The sequence below is a fragment of the Rhodoferax sp. WC2427 genome (assembly GCF_040822085.1).
Taxonomy (GTDB): Bacteria; Pseudomonadota; Gammaproteobacteria; order Burkholderiales; family Burkholderiaceae_C; genus Rhodoferax_B.
Map to the genome: position 1 here is coordinate 647,329 of NZ_CP162006.1, position 19,257 is coordinate 666,585.

The window sequence follows — 19,257 nt, forward strand, 5'->3', positions numbered from 1 at the left end:
CGCTATGTTTGGAATCTTGATAAGCGCCTTCAACAGCATCCTGGCTTGGCTTGTTCGTTCCGTACTGGTGAAGTTCTGCGTGTACTTCGCTCTGTACTTCATCACGACAGAATTCATTTCGATCATCGCCAGCCTCCTGCCCTCGGCCAGTTCGCTCAATGGCGCGCTGTCGGGTATCGCATCCAACACTGCGTACTTCTTGGACGTGTTCGCCTTGCCTTCCGGCCTGTCCCTGGTGGTGTCGGCCTACGCCACCCGCTTCATCATCCGCCGTATCCCGGTAATTGGTTGATTTTCGCGTCCGCGAAACTGAGAAACCTTCCATGCCAATCAATGCATACACCGGCCTCATGGGCTCCGGCAAGTCGTTCGAATGTGTCGTGTCCGTCATCCTGCCCGCCCTGGTGGCCGGTCGCCGGGTGGTCACCAACGTGGACGGCATCGACAACGATGCATGCCGAGCCTATTGCGCAGAAAAGTTCGGCATCGAACTGGCGCAGCTGGGCCATGTCATTCACTGCAAAAACGAAGACTTGAGCGGTCCAAATTTTCTGCCCCATGGCACCGATGCGCAAACGCTGTGCCAGCCGGGCGATATGGTGTGCATTGATGAGGCTTGGCGCTTCTGGGGCACAGACTGCAAGATTTCTAAAGAACATGCGATTTTCTTCCGGGAGCATCGGCACTACGTGGACCCTCTCACGAAGGTGTCGTGTGACTTGGTGTTGATGGTGCAAGACATCACAGACCTGCACCGCCAGTTAAAAGTGGTGGTCGAGCTGAGTTTTCGCACTACCAAAATCAAATCTCTCGGTCTCAACAAAATTTACCGTGTAGAGATGTGGGAGGGTTACAAGCTCACGGCCAAGGCCCGGGTATCGGTCGAAAACAAGAAGTACGACCCCAAAATATTTCCGCTGTATTCCTCGTATGTTGGTGGCAAAGGCAAAGAGCTGCAGGTCGACAAGCGGCAGAACATCCTGAACAGTAAAAAGCTGTGGGCGATGGTTGTGGGAATGATTGCTCTCGGTGGAGTGTCGCTGTACGGCGTGCTGCACTTCTTCGACCCCACCCGATACGACAAGAAGGATGCTGTCAAGGCGCAAGCTAAAGCGGGCAGTACCGCCCAGGTTGTCGGTATGCCGTCGAACGCGGCACAGCCCGGCAAAGCGGCTGCAGAGAGTGTGTCCGAGGTCTGGCGCATCACCGGCACCTACCAACTCGGCGGCCAGGCCTATGTGGTGCTGGCCAACACTCTCGGCCGTGTTCGCTTGGAACACCCTTCGGCCTTCCAAAACCAGGGCCTCGCCATGGTTGGTGAAGTCGATGGTGAGCGTGTTATGGCCTGGAGCGGTGTTTCTGCTGCGGCTGGCATGCAGCCAGGAGACAAGAAATGAAACGTGTCGCTCTCCTGTTTTTGCTGTGTCTGTCGATGGGCCAAACATGGTGCCAGAGCGCCCCCAAACCCGTCAGGTTCGATTTTCAGTCGATCAATGTGGCGCAGGTACTCCAACTTATTTACGGTGAGGTGCTGGCCTCGCCATATGTAATCGATCCTGATGTATTGACCGATGCGCGGGCGGTGTCGTTTCGGTACTCCAGCGAGAAGGGCGACATACGCGTTTTCTTGAAAGCCTTTTTGGCTTCGCTCGGGCTGGTGGTTGAAACCCGTAACGGCATCGATTTCATTGCTAGGACCAAGCTGGAAGAAAAGGCAGAGCCCGATACCGAAAGCTTCGTCTACCGCCCTCTGCACCGCGATGTGCACTACATCGCCCGGCTGCTCTCACCGCTGTTCAAAGGCAGCTTTTCGGTGAACCGTTCTGCTGCTGCCTCGCAAGGCACCAAGACCGATAAGCCGGTTCCCGATGGTTCGGCGGCATCGCTGATCGACCAGACCGCCGATGCGCTGGTGTTCTCTGGCACTGACAAGGAAGTCGAAAAACTCAAAGAGCTGCTGCCGCAAGTCGATTTCGCACTAGGTGAGGTGGTCGTGCGCGGCGTGGTCTACGAGGTCAGCACCTCCGACAAAGACGGCTCAGCTTTCGGTCTGCTGGCCTCGTTGCTTGGTGGCAAGCTGTCTATCGGTATCGGCAGCACCGACCCAATTGGCAGCTTTGTCCGGTTCAAGAATGCCAGCCTGGACGGCATCTATTCGGCACTGAGCCAGGACAGCCGATCCAAGGTGGTGTCTAGCCCTAGCCTGCGCATTCGTTCGGGTGATAACGGTACGTTCTCGGTCGGCCAGGATGTCCCTGTGTTGGGTTCCGTCAGCTACACCACAAACGGTCAGGCTGTGCAGAGCGTGGAATACCGCTCCAGCGGTGTGATTTTCAACATCCTGCCTACGGTGCGCGAAGGCGGCATTGATCTGAACATTGACCAGCAACTGTCCAACTTCATCGCCACCACTACGGGCGTGAACAACTCGCCCACCCTGACCAAGCGTGCGCTGAAAACCAGTGTGGGCATGCAGGATGGAGACTTGATCGTCTTGGGCGGTTTGACGGAAAACAAAGACAGTAAGAGCCGTGATGGCCTGTCATTTCTGCCGAAATTCATGCAAACGACGGGTAACGAAACTAGCCGCTCAGAAATCTTGTTGGTGCTGCAGGTTCAGCGGATTTGAACCGTTTCATAGGAGAAAGACATGATTCGTGAAATTTTGATTGACGGATGCCGCATTGCTGCAGGCATTGGAGCCACCCTTGTAACGCTCTCGCTGCTATGGCTTCACTTCATCGCGTGAGGATTTTCGCGTCCGCGAAAAGTAACGCACCCTCCATTTTTACTTACCGTTCGTCAAGGAGTTTTCTATATGCAGGCAATCCAGCCCGTTGCCATTCTTTCCACAGAAGATGGCTTTTTCACATTCTCGATAAACCATCTTGAAGCTAACTCAGGCCCTTGCTCTTCAGGCCAAGCTGCGTTTGACGTTGTGCTCAAGGCTATTCGGGACTGGGCGCTGAGCATGACGCTTGATATTACCGCCTTGACGGGGCGGGCATATTCGTCACCATCTGTTATCGGCACACGCACTATCGGTACCAGCGCAGGGGCACCAGTATTGCGAGGCTTGCTGGATAAGTATGGGGAAAAAACGAATCGACAACTTGCGGAAGCAATCGGCCTTACTGATTCACATGCTGTCTCGGCATCTACGTTTTCTAATGCACTTGCTGGGAAAGGCTCCAGATTTGTACGATGCGTTATCGCTTTGGGACTAGAAGAATTCCCTTCGAAAATTTGGCCGCATCTGTCAGAAAAAATACTTCGAAACGACGATGAAGTATATTTTTCGCTACTTGTCAGAGAGCCCTGAATACCCTTTTCATGATCTATTATTTTTACTTTACTCGGTGCCCCGGTCAAATCTTGTTTAATACCATTTGGCTCTATTGAAAATCCGTTGATTCGGATTGATGTGTATTTGGGCTTTTATATGCATCAATTGCAGAGACGTCTATTGCCGTGGTTTCCCCTCGAACCATCTGGCCGATTGACTCTACGATTTCGAACTCTATATCACGTGTTGCCTCCCACACAGCCAAGTTTTCATCATCCAATGGTTTTGTGATTTTGCTTGTATTCATTGAGTGTGCTACTTGAAAGGGCAAGATAAATTAGTCAATTATTCGAATGGATAGTATTCCATCGACTACTTGACTGCCATATTTTTTCTTCATACTTTTTATGAAATCTGGTTCAATATCTTTCGAAAATCCAATTAGACCTTGCAGTTGGAATATATCCTGATTTTGTAGTTTTCCAAGCGTAAATTTATGTATTAAAGAGCTGATAAGCCGCTTTCTATCTCTTCCAATCGATAATTGGCCATCGTTGTTTATTATTACGCCTGTTATTCTTCGTTGGAATTTTTTAGAAAGATGAATTGTTTTGTTGCTGTTTAGCTTCAAGCTTGGGTAGGATATATTTTCTGTAAATTGTTGTATTTTTAATTCAATTTCTGCAGAGGCATTCTTCGTGTTTGTTGAGAATGTCATGTCGTCCGCATAACGGGTGTATGTTATTTTTTTTGTTTTGCACCAGTTGTTAACTTGAGTGTCAAATTCATGCATTATGGAATTCGAGAGTATGGGGGAGCTCGGCGCTCCAATACTAAGACAAAGAACTCCCCCTCCTTTAGGCCGGATACAGCATAAACGAGTAACGGTTTTTATATCATCGGGGTGAATATTTTTCTCAAGATGATTTTTGAAATGTTTTGTTAAGTCGCTGTGTTTTATCGAGGGGAAAAAATTCTCAAAATCAAATTTTGATATGTACTCATTTTCCTTGTGTGCATTCGCATTGCTCTTGATGCTTGCACCTGTTTTGTATGCTGACGCACAATCGTGGATTGGAAGCTTTGAAAAAACATTCTCAATCAACCAGCGTTGCAGAAACTTTATTTCTTTAGCTGGCTGGGCGATTGTCCGCACTCCGCCCGATTTTTTCGGTATTGTGTAAATCTTGTATGAGTGCGGTGATCTTGTAACTAAGCGGTCAAAGTTTTCTTCACTTAAACCAAAGGTGTCAAACATAATTTGGGCGAGTCTTGCTGTCATCGATACGCCCCTTTAGATGCCTGGGCTATAGCCCTATTTCTATTTCTTTGTTTTGAATTGCTTTTGTAATAGTCTAAGCATTGCACTTCAACTCGGAGGATGTCGACTTTTGCTGGAAGACGAATTTTATGAAAGGTATTTTGCGTTCGCATGAAGAACAGTGCGTCGCTATAGTCCTGTGTTTTTACTAGACGGAATTCTTTTAGTAAGAATAATTTGCGCTTTAAAGATTCTTTTGTTATATCTGCGCCGAGAATTTTTAGATACTCAAGTATTTCTGTTTCTTTTAGCGCAGTGAAGTATCTTAATAGTTCACACACCAATACCATGATATGTGAATTATCCATTATCTTAAATACTTGACTTTTTGGGGCCTCGTTTAGTTCTTGCTGGATATCAAGAATTAAGTCATTTGTTATTTCTTGGCTTATTGTGCTTTCGTTGCCAATGGACCATGGGTAACTTTTTACGCTTGATGGATTCTTGTCTGATATAAATCTAAGAATTCCATGATTTACAAATGATGTTTGATTTGTAAACTCTGATGAGTGAATGGCAATAAGTTTTCTGCTCAATTCCGGTAGTTGAGAGAATGCTCCTAATTCTACGAGTGCTCCTGCGCTTTCTAGGATTATTACGACGAGGCCGCAAACACTTGCCAGCTCTGCTTCGAAGCTCATTAAATCCGTGAAAATTCCGTCAGAGGACCAGTTTTGAATTTCTTCTGGTCGAAATACCTCAAACGCAGGATATGCGTTTGTGATAGCGTGACGGAGCGACTTAATTGGGGGAGGGGGGGCGTTGACGTGGGCTTTTATTTCCACCTTGCCACCGCATAAAAGAACTATGGGTGTGCTAGACAACTCTATACGAAGACTGGATAAATCAAGATTGGATAGAAAAACTGGTCTAGGGTCTTGATCGTCTGCCGACATGAAAAGGTTCTTTACCAAGAATCAGCCGCAGATAAGATCTGCGGGCCGGAGTGAGCCAGCGGCGAGCGTAGGCCCGCAGAGCTTATCTGCGGAATAAAACCAAGCAATAAAATAGAGTCTGGCTAAGCGCCCGACTAAGCTTTAAAAGTTGTTAGCTAAAAAGCTCTATTCGCGTAAAGAACATCATTATTATCGTATACGCATCTTTTTTCTGTCAACAGGATGTCGATAGTGGTCTTTTCGCATCGTTTTTGGGGCTCATTGTTCTGGAGCATGCGTGGGTCTAGGTGCGCGAGTAGTGCCGCGTAAGCCGACGACGTGGGGTCTGGCGTCGAATAGCCCCATGGTTCACCGCTTAGCCATGCCGGGCCCGTGGTTCCAGGGCCGCTAGGGCCATGGCGCTTGATTGTTGATGGCGGTCGCGTTGCGCGTTTGGAGGTAGGGACTTTCCCCGAAACGCCCTTGCAGAGCCATCAGAACGGGGTTTCAGTCACTTAAGCCTGACAATGGGTTGTGGCGGGGCGAGACTCTGGGAGAAAGTTGCAAGTACAACACCCCCATGGCCCACGATCACCCCCGTTAAGGCGCAGATCAGTGTTCTTGCCTCACGCCCTGCGGCTTCTCGCTTCGCTTGCGTGGTCTTGCGGTCACCGAAGAGCTAAGCACCCGGGCTCAAAAAAGAAAAAAGGACCCGGAGGTCCTTTTCTTGATAACTGTTACCAGTCATCGCTGCGAGGCTCTGTTACCCCTGCTGGTGTGCAGGACCTAGATTTCTCTAGGCAGCTAGTCCGTATACACACTCGCTCTCGAACTGTTTTATAAGTTGAATAATTGTAGTTGTTGCGGATGCTGTCGGTTGGAGTCATCGCTAGATGGCTAGCGGGGCCCCAAGCGCACGAATAGTGCCGCGTAAGCCGAAGGCGTGGGGTCGGGGGGATGGGGTGAAAAGCCCCATGGCCTACCGTTTGGTTGTGCTGTGCCCATGATTCCATGGCCGCTAGGGCCATGGCGCACGCACCCTAGGTAGCTGCTGACGATAACTGACGGTTCCGTCATTAGGGTGTACAATTAAGCCTATACAATCCCTTCGCGGTGTCATTAAATTGGCTCATGCTTAGGGCGAAAAGGCCACCGCAAGGTGGCTTTTTCATTTGTGGCGCTCGAAATTGAAGAAAACAACTATATATATCGACGGCTACAACCTGTACTACTCCCGCTTGAAGGGGACGCCGTACAAGTGGCTAGACATTGTTGCGCTCTTTCGTGATCGCATCTTATTTCCGCAGGACCCCACTGCCGAGGTCGTGTGCATCAAGTACTTCACAGCGCCCGTCAAGGCTTCTTATGCTCAGCATGGCGAAGCATCTAACCATGCGCAGACCCAATATTTACGAGCACTGGAGTCTAAGTACGGTGGCTTGGTTCAAGTGATCAAGGGTTTTCATATCTTCGAACCCACCAGGTTGCCAACCCATCAGCCTGGTGTTGACCCGAACAAAAGTAGCGTTTCACCAGTCTGGATGATCGAAGAAAAGCAGACAGACGTAAACATTGCCTTGCATGCCTACCGTGATGCTGTTCGTGGTGATGCTGATCAAGTGGTGATCTGCTCCAACGACAGTGACATGGAGCCGGCTATGCGCATGATCCGTGAAGACGTGCCTGGTGTAGCTATTGGGCTGGTGATGCCTCTCCGGGATACCTCGTCTATGGCGGGAAAGGTGCCGAACAAACGCTTGACGAAGCAAGCACATTGGGTTCGCCATCATATTCGTGACGATGAGTTGGCGTTGTCCCAACTACCTCAGAATGTGCCGACCAAGAAGAAGCCAGCCTGCAAACCGGTGCACTGGTGATGGGTCATTTGAACGTCAACTAAGTGTCAACGGCATAGCTGGATATAGCCCATACAATGCAGGCTTAGAGGCGTGTAAGTGCTTGATGTGCTGGGCAATGCAGGTCTAAAGCGGGTAGTTTGGATGGACTCATAATCCTTTGGTCGAGTGTTCAAGTCACTCACGCCCTACCATTTTCTTCAATAATGACAATGAATTAGGTGGTGTTCCGGATTCTGCCGGATACTGTCGAAACGCTTCATTGCCAGTCAGTCCTTTTTTGCTACGTCAGAGGGGGCGGACGGCGCACTTTGATGCCTTCCAATCTGCTGGAAAAAACATGAGTTTTTTTGGGGGGCTGCTGAAGTAATCCAAGCGTCCTGTTTGGTGTTTGACAAGACCGGGCATCACTTCGACTTCTGCTGAAGGCGTCCGCATGGCGGGTGACGATGGAGCCTTCAAGACACGTGGTGGATGGCGCTATTTGACCCGATGATCCAGTTTGTCGAGTAGTGCTACCGCCGATGCCGACCGGCTTGTCTTGACCCCTGAAATGCGCAGGGGGTCAACGGGGCACCTTGGCCCCTTTGCATGCACTTTCTCGGTAGGGTTCTCTACACGCCACTGTCCCGCCAACCCGTGGCAAGGTGGCGGTACGCTGGCTTGACCGCTGAAAAGCGTGGATCCGTATGACTGGATTCACAAGGTATGGTCTCTGGGTAGACGCGCTTCGCGTGACGCATCTACCCATTCCACGACCGTCAGGAATGTGCGATAGCACTTCCAAGTTGGCTCTATCTCGGAATCCATTGTTGGTTTGTACGCCAATGTGTCCTCAATCCTGGTATGCCAAATCGGTGGCACTGCTGTTGACTGCGGTGCCGCCGGGCGATGCCAGTCAGAACTCGTGTGATGGTTGGTCCGAAAATGATAATTTCGCCGACCCAGTACCGACCTCTGCGTAAGCGGGGTAGTCGGTATAGCCCTTTCCATCGCCGCCGTAGAACGTCGCGTGTGCGTCGTAGTTCACCGGTGTGAGTTCGAACCCTTGCTGGATTCGCGCCACGAAATCAGGGTTTGTGATGAATGGTTGACCAAATGCCACTAGATCGGCGAGGCCACTTTCCAGCATTGCCTGCGCGGTTTCATGCGTGTACTTCCCGGCGACCATGATCGGGTTGCGATAGACCTCGCGAACCCTTTGTCGATACTCCTCGGGCATGGCGGTATATCGGGAGATGTTTTCCGAAAAGTGGATGTAGGCCAGGTCCAGAGGTGCTAATGCCTCGAGGGCTTTCAATGTCACAGCAGGAATCTCTGGATCCACTTCCGCGTAGCCCTCAGTCACAAATGGCGATACGCGAATTCCTACCTTGTCGGCACCGATCGCGCTGACGACGGCTTCGGTGATCTCCACAAGTAAGCGAATCCGCTTTTCCTGGCTACCACCGTAGCCGTCGGTCCGGGTGTTGCTTCCAAGTCGCATGAATTGGTCAATCAGATAACCGTGAGCCGCATGCAGCTCTACGCCGTCAAAGCCGGCCTCCATGGCGTTTTCGGCTGCCGCCACAAAGTCCTCGATGGTGTCCTCGATATCCGCGAGGGTCATTGCGCGAGGTTTCTCAGTCTCGATCATTCCAAAGCCACCGGTGGGTAGAGGTCCGTAGACCTTGTCCGGATCCTTTGCCGAGGACGCGGACACCGGCGTAAACCCCGAAATTGACGAATGGGAGCGACGACCCACGTGCCACAGTTGTACAAAGATCTTCCCGTTGTTGCGGTGCACCGCGTCGGTGACTTGCTTCCAGCCCGCTACCTGAGCGGGTGTGTAAATGCCCGGCGTCATGGAATAGCCTCGACCCACCTCTGAAATCGGGGTTCCTTCGCTAACGATCAGGCCGGCACCCGCACGCTGCGCGTAGTAGGTTGCCATTAGTGCGTTGGGCACATCGCCGGGTTGGTCTGCCCGTGAACGGGTCATGGGGGCCATAACAACGCGGTTTTCAAGCGTAAGTCGACCAAATTGATGGGGGGTGAATAGCACGTGGAACTCCTTGTTGACGAATGATGGCAACTCTATGGGGTTCCCGTTATGCACGCTAGACTACCGACTGGAATAACATCTGTGAAATAGATTCATATGGGTCGTCAAGACATAAACCGGTCTGCCGAGATGGAGGTGTTTGTGCAGGTCGTGGAGTCCCAGAATTTCTCTGCGGCCGCAAGGCGGCTGTCCATGACTCCGTCGGCTGTGAGTAAGTTGGTCGCTCGGCTGGAAGCGCGCCTTGGCGCACGTCTGTTGGTGCGTTCGACACGTGGCATTTATCTGACCCCGGAGGGGGCCAGTTTTGAAGCCCGCGCCAAGGAAATTCTGGAATCGATAGCGGTAGCCGAAAGGGAAGCATCTCGCACATCGACACCGAGAGGTAAGGTTCGCGTCAACGCAAATGTGCCTTTCGGTAGGCACTGCCTTATTCCACTCATTCCCACGTTGCTTCAGCGCTATCCCGACATCCGCCTGGACTTGGTGCTAAGCGATCAGGTCGTCAATGTGCGTGAGGAAAAAACGGACATAGCCATCCGAACTGGGCCGCTAAAGGACATGAGCCTGGTGAGCAGGGATCTGGGTTCAAGCCAGTACGTGGTGGTGGCCTCGCCAGAATATCTCCGGCGCCATGGAGTTCCCACCGAGCCGGCTAGCCTTGCGGCCCACAATTGCCTGGAGTTCGGATTTTCCCGCCACACCCGGACGTGGCCTTTCACTGATGCAGGTGGTCGCGCTGCCGTGGTTCCTCTGGGGAATCTTCAGGTCAGCGACGGAGAGAGCATGCGTATGCTGGCACTTGAAGGGGTTGGCATTGCACGCCTCGCCCATTTCCACGTATCTCAGGATATCGTTGCAGGGAGATTGATTCCGTTGTTCGAACAGTTCAATCCTGGCGATGTCGAGGCAGTCCACGCGGTCTTTGTGGGGCCTGGACTGGAGTTGCCCGCCAGGGTTCGTGTGGTGCTCGACTTTCTGTACGAAACCGTGAAGATTGAGCCTTGACCTAAGTGCGGCCGCTTCGCGATTCCTTCAGCACAGCGGGGGTACCGCCAAGGAACGCATCCACTCGGAATGCAATGGCCCGTTCCAGGTTCTTCGGGACGGGTTGCTCATAAACCCATTTGCGAACCCCGATGTAAAAGACGCTGGAATGCATGGCCCAGACGAGCTCCAGTTCATCCTCTTCTTCCTGGGCATTTGCGGGGTCAGGGATGCTGAAGGAGTGCCGCATCTCGCGGGCAATCACCTTGAAGTGCCGTTCCCGCAGCCGCGAAAGGTATTTTTGGTTAATCCCTCCGCGCGTTAAGCCTGCGAACATAAAGATACGAACCCACTCGCTACGGAGAATGAATCGGGCGTAGTCCTGTAGGTACTTTTTGAGCCTATCTCCCAGCACCATAGAGCGGTCCGCAAGCCACTCCTCCCATTCAGGATTCCAGCGCCGAACAAAGATCTCCTCATACACGCGCTCCACCAACGCATCTTTCGTTGGGAAGTAGCGGTAGAGCAGTGACTGCGTGATCTCCAGTTCTTTGGCGAGGTCTCGCGTGCTCGCTTCGAAGCCGTGATTCGCAAAAAAAGCGATAGCTTTCTGAACGATCAAATGTTCACGGTCCTCCGGTGCCAGACGACGGCGCACCGACGGAGCCACCGCCTCCACAGCAACTACGGTTGTCATCGGTTGGCCACCATCGACATTGGTTTTATTTTTCATTGATGATCAATTGAACATTACTGAGGGTGGGGTTTTCTCGGCTGGCGTACAGGAAGAAAGGTTGCGTGTATGCATGTTAGGCGATCTTGCAGCTTAAGCATGATTCCAGAGGAGATTCCTCTTTGGGGCGGACGAGAGGAATCGTCTTCCAGAGGGAATGGAAAAACTGTGGAGCCTGGTACGAACATAGGATGACTAGGGAAAACCATATGGGAAAACTTTTTCTTTAAACTTACTATTGATCAATCGATCACTTAAAAGTTTGAAAAATGTCCATCTCAAAACTAGGCCACTACTCGGTACGAACTGCGGACCTCAAGGCGGCCGTGCGGTTTTACACGCGTGTATTGGGATTACGCGAGGGCTTCCGTCCAGCCTTCAATTTTCCCGGTGCGTGGCTGTACAACGGCGCTGACGAAGCGGACTTTGGGGTGGTCCACCTCATTGGGGTAGATCCAGGCAGCCCGCAGGGCCTGCTCGACTACCTCGGTGACAAGGCTGACACGACCGGAACCGGTGCGATTGACCATCTTGCCTTCATCGCCACCGACGTTAGAGGTTTCAGAGCACGTCTGGAGCTTGATGAGATAGCTTTTCGGGAGCGCACCGTTCCCGGGCTTGGGTTGCACCAAGTCTTTTTCGAAGATCCGTCAGGGGTGACGATCGAAATGAATTTCCCCGCCCATGAAGTCGCCTAGCGACTCCATTTCCCCACTGCCTTTTAAAAAAACTGGAGACATACCATGACCCCCAAGCTGAACAATTACCTGCTTCGCTCCTTGCCTGCAATTGCATGCGTTGCCGTGGCTGCAACCGCATCGCTTACCTATGCTGCGGATACCTTCCTGCCCGCGTGTTACAAGCCTGCCGCTGGTGTGACATCGACCATTAGTTACCCGGCGCGCAAGGGGCCTTACCGCGTGGCCTTGGTTAATGGGCATACCGGGATTCCATGGCGGATGCAGATGATCCAGCAGACCCGTGCTTGGGCTGCTCGGCCGGATGTTGCAAAGGACATCAAGGAGTTGAAGGTTGTCAGCACCGGGGCTGATGTCGCCAGCCAAATAGCGGCAATCGATAACTTCATCCAGGCGGGCTACGACGCCATTGCGTTTATCGCGGTCAATCCGAAAGCGTTCGATGCGGTGATCCGCCGTGCAAAGAAAGCTGGCACCGTACTGGTGTCGTTTGACAACCCAGTGGATAGCCCTGACGTTGTGCGGATCACACCCGAGTGGATCGAGTTCGAGGGCGATATCAAGACCAAGGCTGTTGTCGACTTGATGCCTGTGAAGAAGGGGCGGGTACTCGAAGTTCGGGGGCTACCTGGAAATTCAACCGATCGTGATCGCCACGCAGGCGTACGCAAGATTCTGGACCAATACAAAGATATTTCGGTGACTGAGGTAACCGGGAATTGGGATACCGGAACCGTGCAGAAAGTCGTCGCTGACGCAATAGCCGTCAACGGGAAGTTCGATGCCGTGGTGTGCCAACACGGCTGTCGAGGGGTGACCAATGCGATGAAGGCGGCGAATCATCCGCCGGTTCCAGTTGGCGGCGATGCCGAGAACGGCTTTGTCAAGGCTTTGGTCGATCAGAAGATTCCTGGCATTTCTGTATCCACGTCCCCCGGCCAAGGGCCCGTTGCGATGAATGCGGCTATCGCTTTGCTTCAAGGGAAGGCTTTGCCTTCTCTCGTGAACCTGCCGACTCCTAACGTTCTGACCAAAGACATGAAGCCGAACGTCAACTACTTCCCGGATCTTCCCGATAGCTACGAAACGGTGTCCAGCTATGGCAGTTGTGGGATCAGCTTTACACCCGACGAAATCAACAAGTTCAACCCCGACAACAACTGAGCTCAGGATTTTGAAAAACCTGGACGAACCACCGAAGTGGAGATACGTGTGAACACGAACTACCTGCAGTTGATAGGGGTAAGCAAGCGGTATGGAGGCATTACGGCGCTCAGCGACGTTTCCTTCCAAGCCGCGAGTGGCTCCATTCACGCCATTCTTGGAGAAAACGGCGCTGGCAAGAGCACGCTGATGAAGACGCTGGCTGGGGTTGTGCGGCCCGACACCGGTGTGGTGCGTCTAGATGGGACTGAACTGAGTATGTCCGGCCCTCTGCAAGCGCTTGATCACGGCATTGTCTGCATATTCCAGGAACTATCCTTGGTTCCGCATCTGAGCGTAGCCGACAACATATGCCTTGCGAACCCGCCCCGGAATGTCCTCGGACTCATAGATCGCCGCAGGCAGCACGAGCTCGCCAGGGAGGCGTTAGCCCAGATCGGTTGTGACCGGCAGATAGATCTGCAGGAGCGTTGCATCGATCTGCCACTTTCACAGCGGCAGATCGTTGAAATCGCCAAGGCCATTATTCGCCGACCACGTGTACTGATTCTCGACGAGGCAACGTCTGCGCTGACGGCCGAGGATGTGGAGAAGGTGATGCAACTGTTGCGCAAACTGCGTGATGCGGGCACCTGCGTGCTCTTTATCTCGCACCGCATGCACGAAGTCGACGCGCTTGCGGACACGTGTTCCGTGTTTCGTAACGGAGAGCATGTGAGCACCTTCCCTGCAGGTTCAAAGCCGCACGAGGAAATCGTCCGCCTCATGATTGGACGTCCCATCGCGCAGGTCTATCCGGCCAAACCTTTGCCACCGGCCGTCGCATCGGCGCCCTACCTTGAAGTGCAGGATCTTCGCTTCGGGACGCAACTGAAGGGCGTCAACCTTTCGGTGCGTCCCGGCGAAATCGTCGGTCTAGGTGGGCTGGACGGCCAGGGTCAGCGTGAGCTGATGCTGGCACTAGGTGGGCTGCTGAGGGACGTACGCGGACATATCCGTGTGGGCGAGCAACACACAGCACCGAGTGGCCCACGAGGAGGTAAGCAGCAGGGATACCGCATGGCGTTGATTCCTGAAGATAGAAAGACCGAGGGCCTGATGTTGGCCCAGTCAATTCACGATAACTTGGGTATCGCGGCACTGGACCGTGTCAGCCGCTGGGGCGTTGTCGATCAACGAGAGGAAACGACGCTGATAGGCAACTTGGTGAAGACGCTTCAGATCAAGGCCCCCGATACCGGGATCGCTGTTTCAACTCTATCGGGAGGGAATCAGCAGAAAGTTGTTCTCGCCAAATGGTTGGCGACGGAGCCGCGGTTGCTGTTGCTTATGGATCCGACGCGCGGCGTAGATGTCGGGACCAAGCAAGAGATCTATCGCCTGTTCCGCGATCTTGCGGCGAAGGGCCTAGCGATCTTGTTCTATTCCACCGACTGCGATGAACTCATTGGCCTGTGCGACCGGGTCTTGGTGATGTACGACGGCAAGGTTCAGGCTTCGCTGACTGGTAGCGAACTGAACGAGGAAAAAATCCTCATGCACGCCATGAATTTAGAGCAACCGCGGGCCCCGGGGCACGCATCGGCGAACGACAGTCCGACACACGCTACCAATTGGGAGTGCGCAGCATGAAAAATCCAAGCCTCTATGTGCGACACAACGCAAGAACGCTTCTAGCGTTGGTGCTGTTGGCAGGACTGCTGGTTGCGTTCTTGATCATTCATCCACGCGGAGTATCGCCAAGCGTGCTCACAGCATGGTCGAACCAAGGTGTGGCCCTGGCATTGGTCGCAATTGGCCAGACGATTGTGGTGCTGACCAGTGGTATCGACATCTCCATCGGCGCCATCATGGCTTTGAGCAACTGCGTCGCGTCGGAACTGGTGCAGGGCGATCCCACCCAGGTGGCATTGGGGGTTGTTGCGGTGCTGCTGGTTGGTACGGTGTGTGGCATGGCGAACGGACTCATCATTGTCTACGCCCGGATCCAGCCGATTGTCGCCACCCTTGCGACGGGGACGATCTACACCGGAGTTGCGCTGCTGGTAAGACCTACGCCAGGTGGAGATGTCAGCGGTGCTCTCAGTGATGCCATGACGGGCACTTTGGGGGATCTCATTCCCACTTCGTTGGTGGCTTTAGCTGTGGCTGTTATTTTGGTGTGGGAGCCGCTTCGCCGATCTCTGACCGGGCGCACGCTATTTGCCCTCGGGTCCGCGGAGCAAGCGGCATATATGTCCGGGCTCTCGGTCGACAAAGCCAAGGTTGTGGCCTATGCAGCAGCCGGTCTGTTTGCTGCGATGGCAGGACTTTTCCTGGGCTTCCAGACGGCCAGTGGCGACGCCGCTGTCGGTCTTCCTTACACGCTGAATTCCGTCGCCGCTGTAGTGCTCGGTGGCACTGCACTCAGCGGTGGCGTCGCCAGCGTCATCGGAACGATCGCCGGGGCATTCATGCTTCGCACCATTGGCAGCTTGATGTTCTTCACGGGTGTCCCGCCTTTGGCGCAGCCTCTATTTGAAGGATTGGTGTTGATCTGCGCTGTGGCTCTCGGGTCCTTCCGACTGCTTCGCATCCGTAACCGCCTGGAGATATTTAAATGATTACCCTGCCCATGCAACGTCACCTTAAGACCCCAACCGGTGCGGTTCTCGTAGCGCTCATGGTGCTCCTCCTTTTGGGTGGAGCTATCAACAGCCAATACTTCTCGCCGACGTATTTGCTTCTGCAACTGCAAAGCGGTGCATTTCTCGGGGCTATCGCTGCAGGCGCAACACTGGTCATCTTGCTGGGGCACATCGATCTGTCGGTACCTTGGACACTGACTGTGGCGGCCACCGTTGCCACGTCGGTGGCACGTGCCCACGGCGGAATCTGGGCAGAGCTTGGACCCCTTGCAGGACTTGCTGCTGGTGCGTGCATCGGTTTGCTCAACGGGGTAGGGGTTGCGTACTTGCGTATCCCCTCGCTAATCTGGACTCTGGCGGTCAACACCATCTTGCTCGGTGCCGTGGCGTTCTACGCCGGGAATACCGTTGTGTCCAGCGCGCCTTCGCCGGGAATGGCCCTTCTTGGAGCGGGCAAGATTTTCGGCGTTGTTCCCAACGCGGTCTTGGTATGGATCGTCGTGTCCATAGTGATTGTCTGGGTCTTGCGGCGGACCCTGATGGGTCGCTATATCTATGCGGTCGGCACCCGCGAGATAGCCGCCCACATGTCTGGGATCAACACACGCCAGGTCATCCTGGGAGCATTTGTCGCATCTGGTATTTGCAGTGCTATGGCCGGGCTGCTTCTCGCGGGCTATGCCGGCCAGTCATACCAGCGTATGGGAGACCCTTTTCTGTTGCCCGGTATTGCCGCGGTGGTCGTGGGCGGCACCAGCATTTTGGGTGGACGGGGGCGTTACAGCGGTACGGTCGCAGGCGTCCTGCTCATCACACTGATGAGCAGCATGTTGTCGCTTCTACGTGTGCCTGAGGCGGTGAAGCAGATCTCCTATGGACTGGTCATTCTTGCCATGGTCGGCCTGTATAGCCGCAAGCAAGGTGCCTGAGCACCACGGTTGTTCTCCTGTTTGAGAAGGATTTTTTATGTTCAAGAAACGTGCACTTATTGTCGGCGTCACGGGGATTGTGGGAAACAACCTCGCGCGCCAGCTTCTGTCCGAGGGGGGGTGGGAAGTCCATGGAATTTCCCGTAAGCCGCCCAAAGGGCTATCGCAGCTCCGGCATATCGCAGTCGATGTGTTGGATGCCGAAGCAACGCGCAACGCACTTGCAGAGGCCCGCGTCACCCATGTCTTCTTTTGCACTTGGACTCGGATGCCCACCGAGGTTGAAAACTGCAGGGTCAATGGTGCAATGGTACGTAACGTCCTACAAGCAGTCTGCAGCGCCAAGCACGCCACAGTGCAACACGTGGCATTGGTCACCGGCACGAAGAACTATCTTGGTCCATTCGACATGTATGCGCGGAACAAGCCTGAGACACCGTTCCGTGAAGACCAGCCCCGCCTGCCTATCGACAACTTCTATTACGTCCAGGAGGACGTTGTATTCGAGTTGGCGGAGCGCCACGGCTATGGATGGAGCGTTCACCGCCCACACACCATCGTCGGCTACGCGGTGGGCAATGCCATGAACATCGGAGTCACTCTAGCGGTATACGCCTCGGTTTGCCAGGCGACCGGGCGGCCTTTCATCTTTCCTGGTTCCCCGACGCAGTACGCAGGGCTGTCCGATGTCACAGATGCACGGCTTCTGGCCAAGCATCTTGTGTGGGCGGCCGTAACGCCAGAGGCTCGCAACGAAGCATTCAATGTGGCCAATGGCGATGTGTTTCGCTGGCAAAGGCTCTGGGGTGTCATAGGGAACTACTTTGGAATGGACGCCGCCCCCTATCCCGGCCAACCGGTGCCATTGCAGCAACAGATGGCGGACATGGAGCCACTGTGGGAGCAGCTTGTGCAGACGCAGCGCCTGCAGCCCAACCGTCTTGGTGAACTAGCGTCTGCCTGGCATACGGATCTGGATCTAGGCCGTCCTATGGAGTGCGTCAATGACATGAACAAAAGCCGAAATTTTGGTTTCCTGGGCTTCCAGGACACGCAGCGTTCGTTCCTGGATCTGTTTGACCAGTTGCGACATGAACGAATCATTCCCTGATAACTAAACGGAGATAAAAATGGATAAAAGTATGAACGGCCGTGTCGCGATCGTCACAGGCGCGGGCGCAGGTATTGGATTCGAAACTACGCGGCAATTTCTTGCCGAGGGCGTACGAGTGGTTGCAGCCGACCTTGACATCTCTGCACTCAATGCGCAGCCGAACGACAGCCTGCACGCCGTCAAGCTTGATATGCGTGAAGCCGCCGCCGCTGAAATGCTGACACATGAGGCTTTGCAGCGTTTTGGGCAGATTGACATCCTCTTCAACAACGCCGGTGTTGCGACTGCGCGGGATGGGTTCTTGAAGATCAGCGACGACGACTGGCAGGCGACCTTCAACCTCAATTTGATGGGCTATGTCCGCATGAGCCGTGCAGTCTTGCCCCATATGCTGGAGCGCAAACGTGGCGCGCTCATCCATTGCGCATCCGAGACCGGGCGCATTCCCCACCCACTTTTGCCCGACTACAGCGTTTCTAAGGCCGCGATTCTGATGCTGTCGAAAATCTTGGCAACTGAGTTCACCGGCCAGGGCGTGCGCTCGAATGTCGTTTCGCCCGCACATGTGCGTACGGCCTTGTGGGACCGACCTGGAGGGTTCCTTGATTCTTTGGCGGCCAAGTATGGTTCTGGCCGGGAGGAGGCGGTAGAAATTTTTCTGAAGACCGCAAACATTCCTTCCGGTCGCCTCGGCCGCCCCGAAGATGTCGCCGCGGCGGTTCTTTTTCTTGCCTCGGATCAGGCTGACTTCATTACCGGGGTTGAGCTAGCGATCAATGGTGGCGTCACAAAGTTTGTGTGAGGAATCGCAACATGGATCGGTTTCATCAGCGGGTTGCGCTCGTTACTGGCGCGGGCTCTGGCATTGGAGCGGCGATCGCAACCCGCCTTGCACAGGAAGGCGCGGTCGTGGTCGTTGCTGATCGCGATTTTCCTGCCGCGCTCGCCATCTCGGCTGGGCTGGATGCCAGAGGCTTCGTGGCTTTTGCGGTCGAATTAGACGTTACGAGCGACGAGCAGATTCGCCGTGTCGTTGAAGAAGTTAGTGCACGGCACGGACATCTCGACGTGCTTGTGAATAACGCGGGAATCCATTGCGGTGGCAGCTTCGAAGATACAAGCTTGGCCAATTGGCGGCAACTCATGGCTGTCAATGTGGAGGGCACGATGCGCCTTTCGCTCGCCGGATTGCCCTTGCTCAAGGCTAGTCGTCGGCCCACGGCGATTGTCAATCTCTCATCGATTTCGGGGTTGGGGGGGGATTTTGGCCAGGCAGCCTATGCCACGAGCAAGGGGGCCGTGAGCCATCTCACGCGCAGTATGGCCTTGGATCTCGCGAAGTTTGGTATCCGGGTGAATGCGGTGTGCCCCGGGTCGGTCAGAACGCCCATGTTTGAAGCGGCCGTTGCCAAGCTCGATCCGAATCAAGTCGACGAAGCTTTCGCTAAGGCCTATCCCATGGGGCGTATCGCAGAACCAGCGGAGGTTGCCTCAGCCGTGGCCTTCCTCGCATCGGATGACGCATCGTTTATCAGTGGGGTCAACCTACCGGTCGACGGCGGGTTGACAGCGCACAACGGTGCCCCGCGATTCGACGGCTGATAGCTCAAACGTCTTTCAACACTT

Annotated in this window: 18 protein-coding genes and 1 tRNA gene; 15 read left to right on the forward strand and 4 right to left on the reverse strand. The window is 54.0% G+C overall.

Annotation, left to right across the window (positions count from 1 at the left end):
* The first annotated feature begins 4 nt into the window (after positions 1–4).
* The 4 genes from AB3G31_RS03090 (at position 5) to AB3G31_RS03105 (ending at position 3,322) form a co-directional block, all read left to right on the forward strand.
* Entirely contained in the window at positions 5–292 is a 288-nt protein-coding gene (locus tag AB3G31_RS03090) for a DUF2523 family protein (RefSeq protein ID WP_367848753.1), read from the forward strand.
* Positions 293–323: 31 nt separating this feature from the next.
* Positions 324–1,397 carry a zonular occludens toxin family protein gene (locus AB3G31_RS03095; protein ID WP_367848754.1) on the forward strand — a complete coding sequence of 358 codons (1,074 nt, stop codon included), beginning with the start codon at positions 324–326 and terminating at the stop codon, positions 1,395–1,397.
* Positions 1,394–2,629 (forward strand): type II secretion system protein GspD, encoded by a 1,236-nt coding sequence (locus tag AB3G31_RS03100; protein WP_367848755.1) that lies wholly within the window; start codon positions 1,394–1,396, stop codon positions 2,627–2,629. Before AB3G31_RS03095 ends, AB3G31_RS03100 begins: the two co-directional genes overlap by 4 nt.
* A 189-nt stretch (positions 2,630–2,818) precedes the next feature.
* On the forward strand, positions 2,819–3,322 hold the full coding sequence (locus AB3G31_RS03105; protein ID WP_367848756.1) for a hypothetical protein: 504 nt from the start codon (positions 2,819–2,821) through the stop codon (positions 3,320–3,322).
* Between the two features lie 301 nt (positions 3,323–3,623).
* Here the strand turns inward: AB3G31_RS03105 and AB3G31_RS03110 are convergent, their stop codons facing one another.
* Positions 3,624–4,568 (reverse strand): retron St85 family RNA-directed DNA polymerase, encoded by a 945-nt coding sequence (locus tag AB3G31_RS03110; RefSeq protein ID WP_367848757.1) that lies wholly within the window; start codon positions 4,566–4,568, stop codon positions 3,624–3,626.
* Positions 4,565–5,503 (reverse strand): retron St85 family effector protein, encoded by a 939-nt coding sequence (locus AB3G31_RS03115; RefSeq protein WP_367848758.1) that lies wholly within the window; start codon positions 5,501–5,503, stop codon positions 4,565–4,567. The genes AB3G31_RS03110 and AB3G31_RS03115 overlap by 4 nt, the downstream gene beginning before the upstream one ends.
* A 1,166-nt stretch (positions 5,504–6,669) precedes the next feature.
* On the opposite strand from AB3G31_RS03115, the gene AB3G31_RS03120 reads away from it, so the two are divergent.
* Both AB3G31_RS03120 and AB3G31_RS03125 read left to right on the forward strand, forming a co-directional pair.
* Complete coding sequence (locus tag AB3G31_RS03120; RefSeq protein ID WP_367848759.1) at positions 6,670–7,359, forward strand: NYN domain-containing protein; 690 nt, start codon at positions 6,670–6,672, stop codon at positions 7,357–7,359.
* A gap of 101 nt (positions 7,360–7,460) precedes the next feature.
* Positions 7,461–7,532 (forward strand) — tRNA-Ile (locus tag AB3G31_RS03125).
* A gap of 704 nt (positions 7,533–8,236) precedes the next feature.
* Here the strand turns inward: AB3G31_RS03125 and AB3G31_RS03130 are convergent.
* Positions 8,237–9,382 (reverse strand): alkene reductase, encoded by a 1,146-nt coding sequence (locus AB3G31_RS03130; protein ID WP_367848760.1) that lies wholly within the window; start codon positions 9,380–9,382, stop codon positions 8,237–8,239.
* Between the two features lie 129 nt (positions 9,383–9,511).
* On the opposite strand from AB3G31_RS03130, the gene AB3G31_RS03135 reads away from it, so the two are divergent.
* Positions 9,512–10,387 carry a LysR family transcriptional regulator gene (locus AB3G31_RS03135; protein ID WP_367848761.1) on the forward strand — a complete coding sequence of 292 codons (876 nt, stop codon included), beginning with the start codon at positions 9,512–9,514 and terminating at the stop codon, positions 10,385–10,387.
* 1 nt (position 10,388) lies between these two features.
* Here AB3G31_RS03135 and AB3G31_RS03140 read toward each other — a convergent pair whose 3' ends face one another.
* On the reverse strand, positions 10,389–11,099 hold the full coding sequence (locus AB3G31_RS03140; protein ID WP_367848762.1) for a TetR/AcrR family transcriptional regulator: 711 nt from the start codon (positions 11,097–11,099) through the stop codon (positions 10,389–10,391).
* A gap of 269 nt (positions 11,100–11,368) precedes the next feature.
* Between AB3G31_RS03140 and AB3G31_RS03145 the strand changes: the two genes are divergently transcribed.
* Genes AB3G31_RS03145 through AB3G31_RS03180 form a run of 8 tightly spaced genes read left to right on the forward strand, consistent with a single transcriptional unit; the run spans position 11,369 to position 19,233 of the window.
* Entirely contained in the window at positions 11,369–11,797 is a 429-nt protein-coding gene (locus AB3G31_RS03145) for a VOC family protein (protein WP_367848763.1), read from the forward strand.
* Between the two features lie 45 nt (positions 11,798–11,842).
* Positions 11,843–12,961: a sugar ABC transporter substrate-binding protein gene (locus AB3G31_RS03150; protein ID WP_367848764.1), complete on the forward strand. Its 1,119-nt coding sequence runs from the start codon at positions 11,843–11,845 to the stop codon at positions 12,959–12,961.
* A 48-nt stretch (positions 12,962–13,009) separates the two neighbouring features.
* Positions 13,010–14,593 (forward strand): sugar ABC transporter ATP-binding protein, encoded by a 1,584-nt coding sequence (locus AB3G31_RS03155; protein WP_367848765.1) that lies wholly within the window; start codon positions 13,010–13,012, stop codon positions 14,591–14,593.
* Positions 14,590–15,564, forward strand: coding sequence for an ABC transporter permease (locus AB3G31_RS03160; protein WP_367848766.1), 975 nt, complete (start codon positions 14,590–14,592; stop codon positions 15,562–15,564). Before AB3G31_RS03155 ends, AB3G31_RS03160 begins: the two co-directional genes overlap by 4 nt.
* Positions 15,561–16,517 (forward strand): ABC transporter permease, encoded by a 957-nt coding sequence (locus AB3G31_RS03165; RefSeq protein ID WP_367848767.1) that lies wholly within the window; start codon positions 15,561–15,563, stop codon positions 16,515–16,517. The genes AB3G31_RS03160 and AB3G31_RS03165 overlap by 4 nt, the downstream gene beginning before the upstream one ends.
* Before the next feature lie 37 nt (positions 16,518–16,554).
* The gene (locus AB3G31_RS03170; protein ID WP_367848768.1) at positions 16,555–17,628 is read left to right on the forward strand and encodes an SDR family oxidoreductase; all 1,074 of its coding nucleotides are present in this window, start codon (positions 16,555–16,557) and stop codon (positions 17,626–17,628) included.
* Between the two features lie 19 nt (positions 17,629–17,647).
* Complete coding sequence (locus AB3G31_RS03175; RefSeq protein ID WP_367848769.1) at positions 17,648–18,433, forward strand: SDR family NAD(P)-dependent oxidoreductase; 786 nt, start codon at positions 17,648–17,650, stop codon at positions 18,431–18,433.
* An 11-nt stretch (positions 18,434–18,444) separates the two neighbouring features.
* Complete coding sequence (locus AB3G31_RS03180) at positions 18,445–19,233, forward strand: SDR family NAD(P)-dependent oxidoreductase (protein WP_367848770.1); 789 nt, start codon at positions 18,445–18,447, stop codon at positions 19,231–19,233.
* Positions 19,234–19,257 lie beyond the last annotated feature (24 nt).

Excerpts from the sequence above, each read along its gene's own strand:
- AB3G31_RS03090 (WP_367848753.1), top strand. The coding sequence starts at position 5 with ATGTTTGGAATCTTGATAAGCGCCTTCAACAGCATCCTGGCTTGGCTT.
- AB3G31_RS03095 (WP_367848754.1), top strand. The coding sequence starts at position 324 with ATGCCAATCAATGCATACACCGGCCTCATGGGCTCCGGCAAGTCGTTC.
- AB3G31_RS03100 (WP_367848755.1), top strand. The coding sequence starts at position 1,394 with ATGAAACGTGTCGCTCTCCTGTTTTTGCTGTGTCTGTCGATGGGCCAA.
- AB3G31_RS03105 (WP_367848756.1), top strand. The coding sequence starts at position 2,819 with ATGCAGGCAATCCAGCCCGTTGCCATTCTTTCCACAGAAGATGGCTTT.
- AB3G31_RS03110 (WP_367848757.1), bottom strand. The coding sequence starts at position 4,568 with ATGACAGCAAGACTCGCCCAAATTATGTTTGACACCTTTGGTTTAAGT.
- AB3G31_RS03115 (WP_367848758.1), bottom strand. The coding sequence starts at position 5,503 with ATGTCGGCAGACGATCAAGACCCTAGACCAGTTTTTCTATCCAATCTT.
- AB3G31_RS03135 (WP_367848761.1), top strand. The coding sequence starts at position 9,512 with ATGGAGGTGTTTGTGCAGGTCGTGGAGTCCCAGAATTTCTCTGCGGCC.
- AB3G31_RS03140 (WP_367848762.1), bottom strand. The coding sequence starts at position 11,099 with ATGAAAAATAAAACCAATGTCGATGGTGGCCAACCGATGACAACCGTA.
- AB3G31_RS03145 (WP_367848763.1), top strand. The coding sequence starts at position 11,369 with ATGTCCATCTCAAAACTAGGCCACTACTCGGTACGAACTGCGGACCTC.
- AB3G31_RS03150 (WP_367848764.1), top strand. The coding sequence starts at position 11,843 with ATGACCCCCAAGCTGAACAATTACCTGCTTCGCTCCTTGCCTGCAATT.
- AB3G31_RS03160 (WP_367848766.1), top strand. The coding sequence starts at position 14,590 with ATGAAAAATCCAAGCCTCTATGTGCGACACAACGCAAGAACGCTTCTA.
- AB3G31_RS03165 (WP_367848767.1), top strand. The coding sequence starts at position 15,561 with ATGATTACCCTGCCCATGCAACGTCACCTTAAGACCCCAACCGGTGCG.
- AB3G31_RS03170 (WP_367848768.1), top strand. The coding sequence starts at position 16,555 with ATGTTCAAGAAACGTGCACTTATTGTCGGCGTCACGGGGATTGTGGGA.
- AB3G31_RS03175 (WP_367848769.1), top strand. The coding sequence starts at position 17,648 with ATGGATAAAAGTATGAACGGCCGTGTCGCGATCGTCACAGGCGCGGGC.
- AB3G31_RS03180 (WP_367848770.1), top strand. The coding sequence starts at position 18,445 with ATGGATCGGTTTCATCAGCGGGTTGCGCTCGTTACTGGCGCGGGCTCT.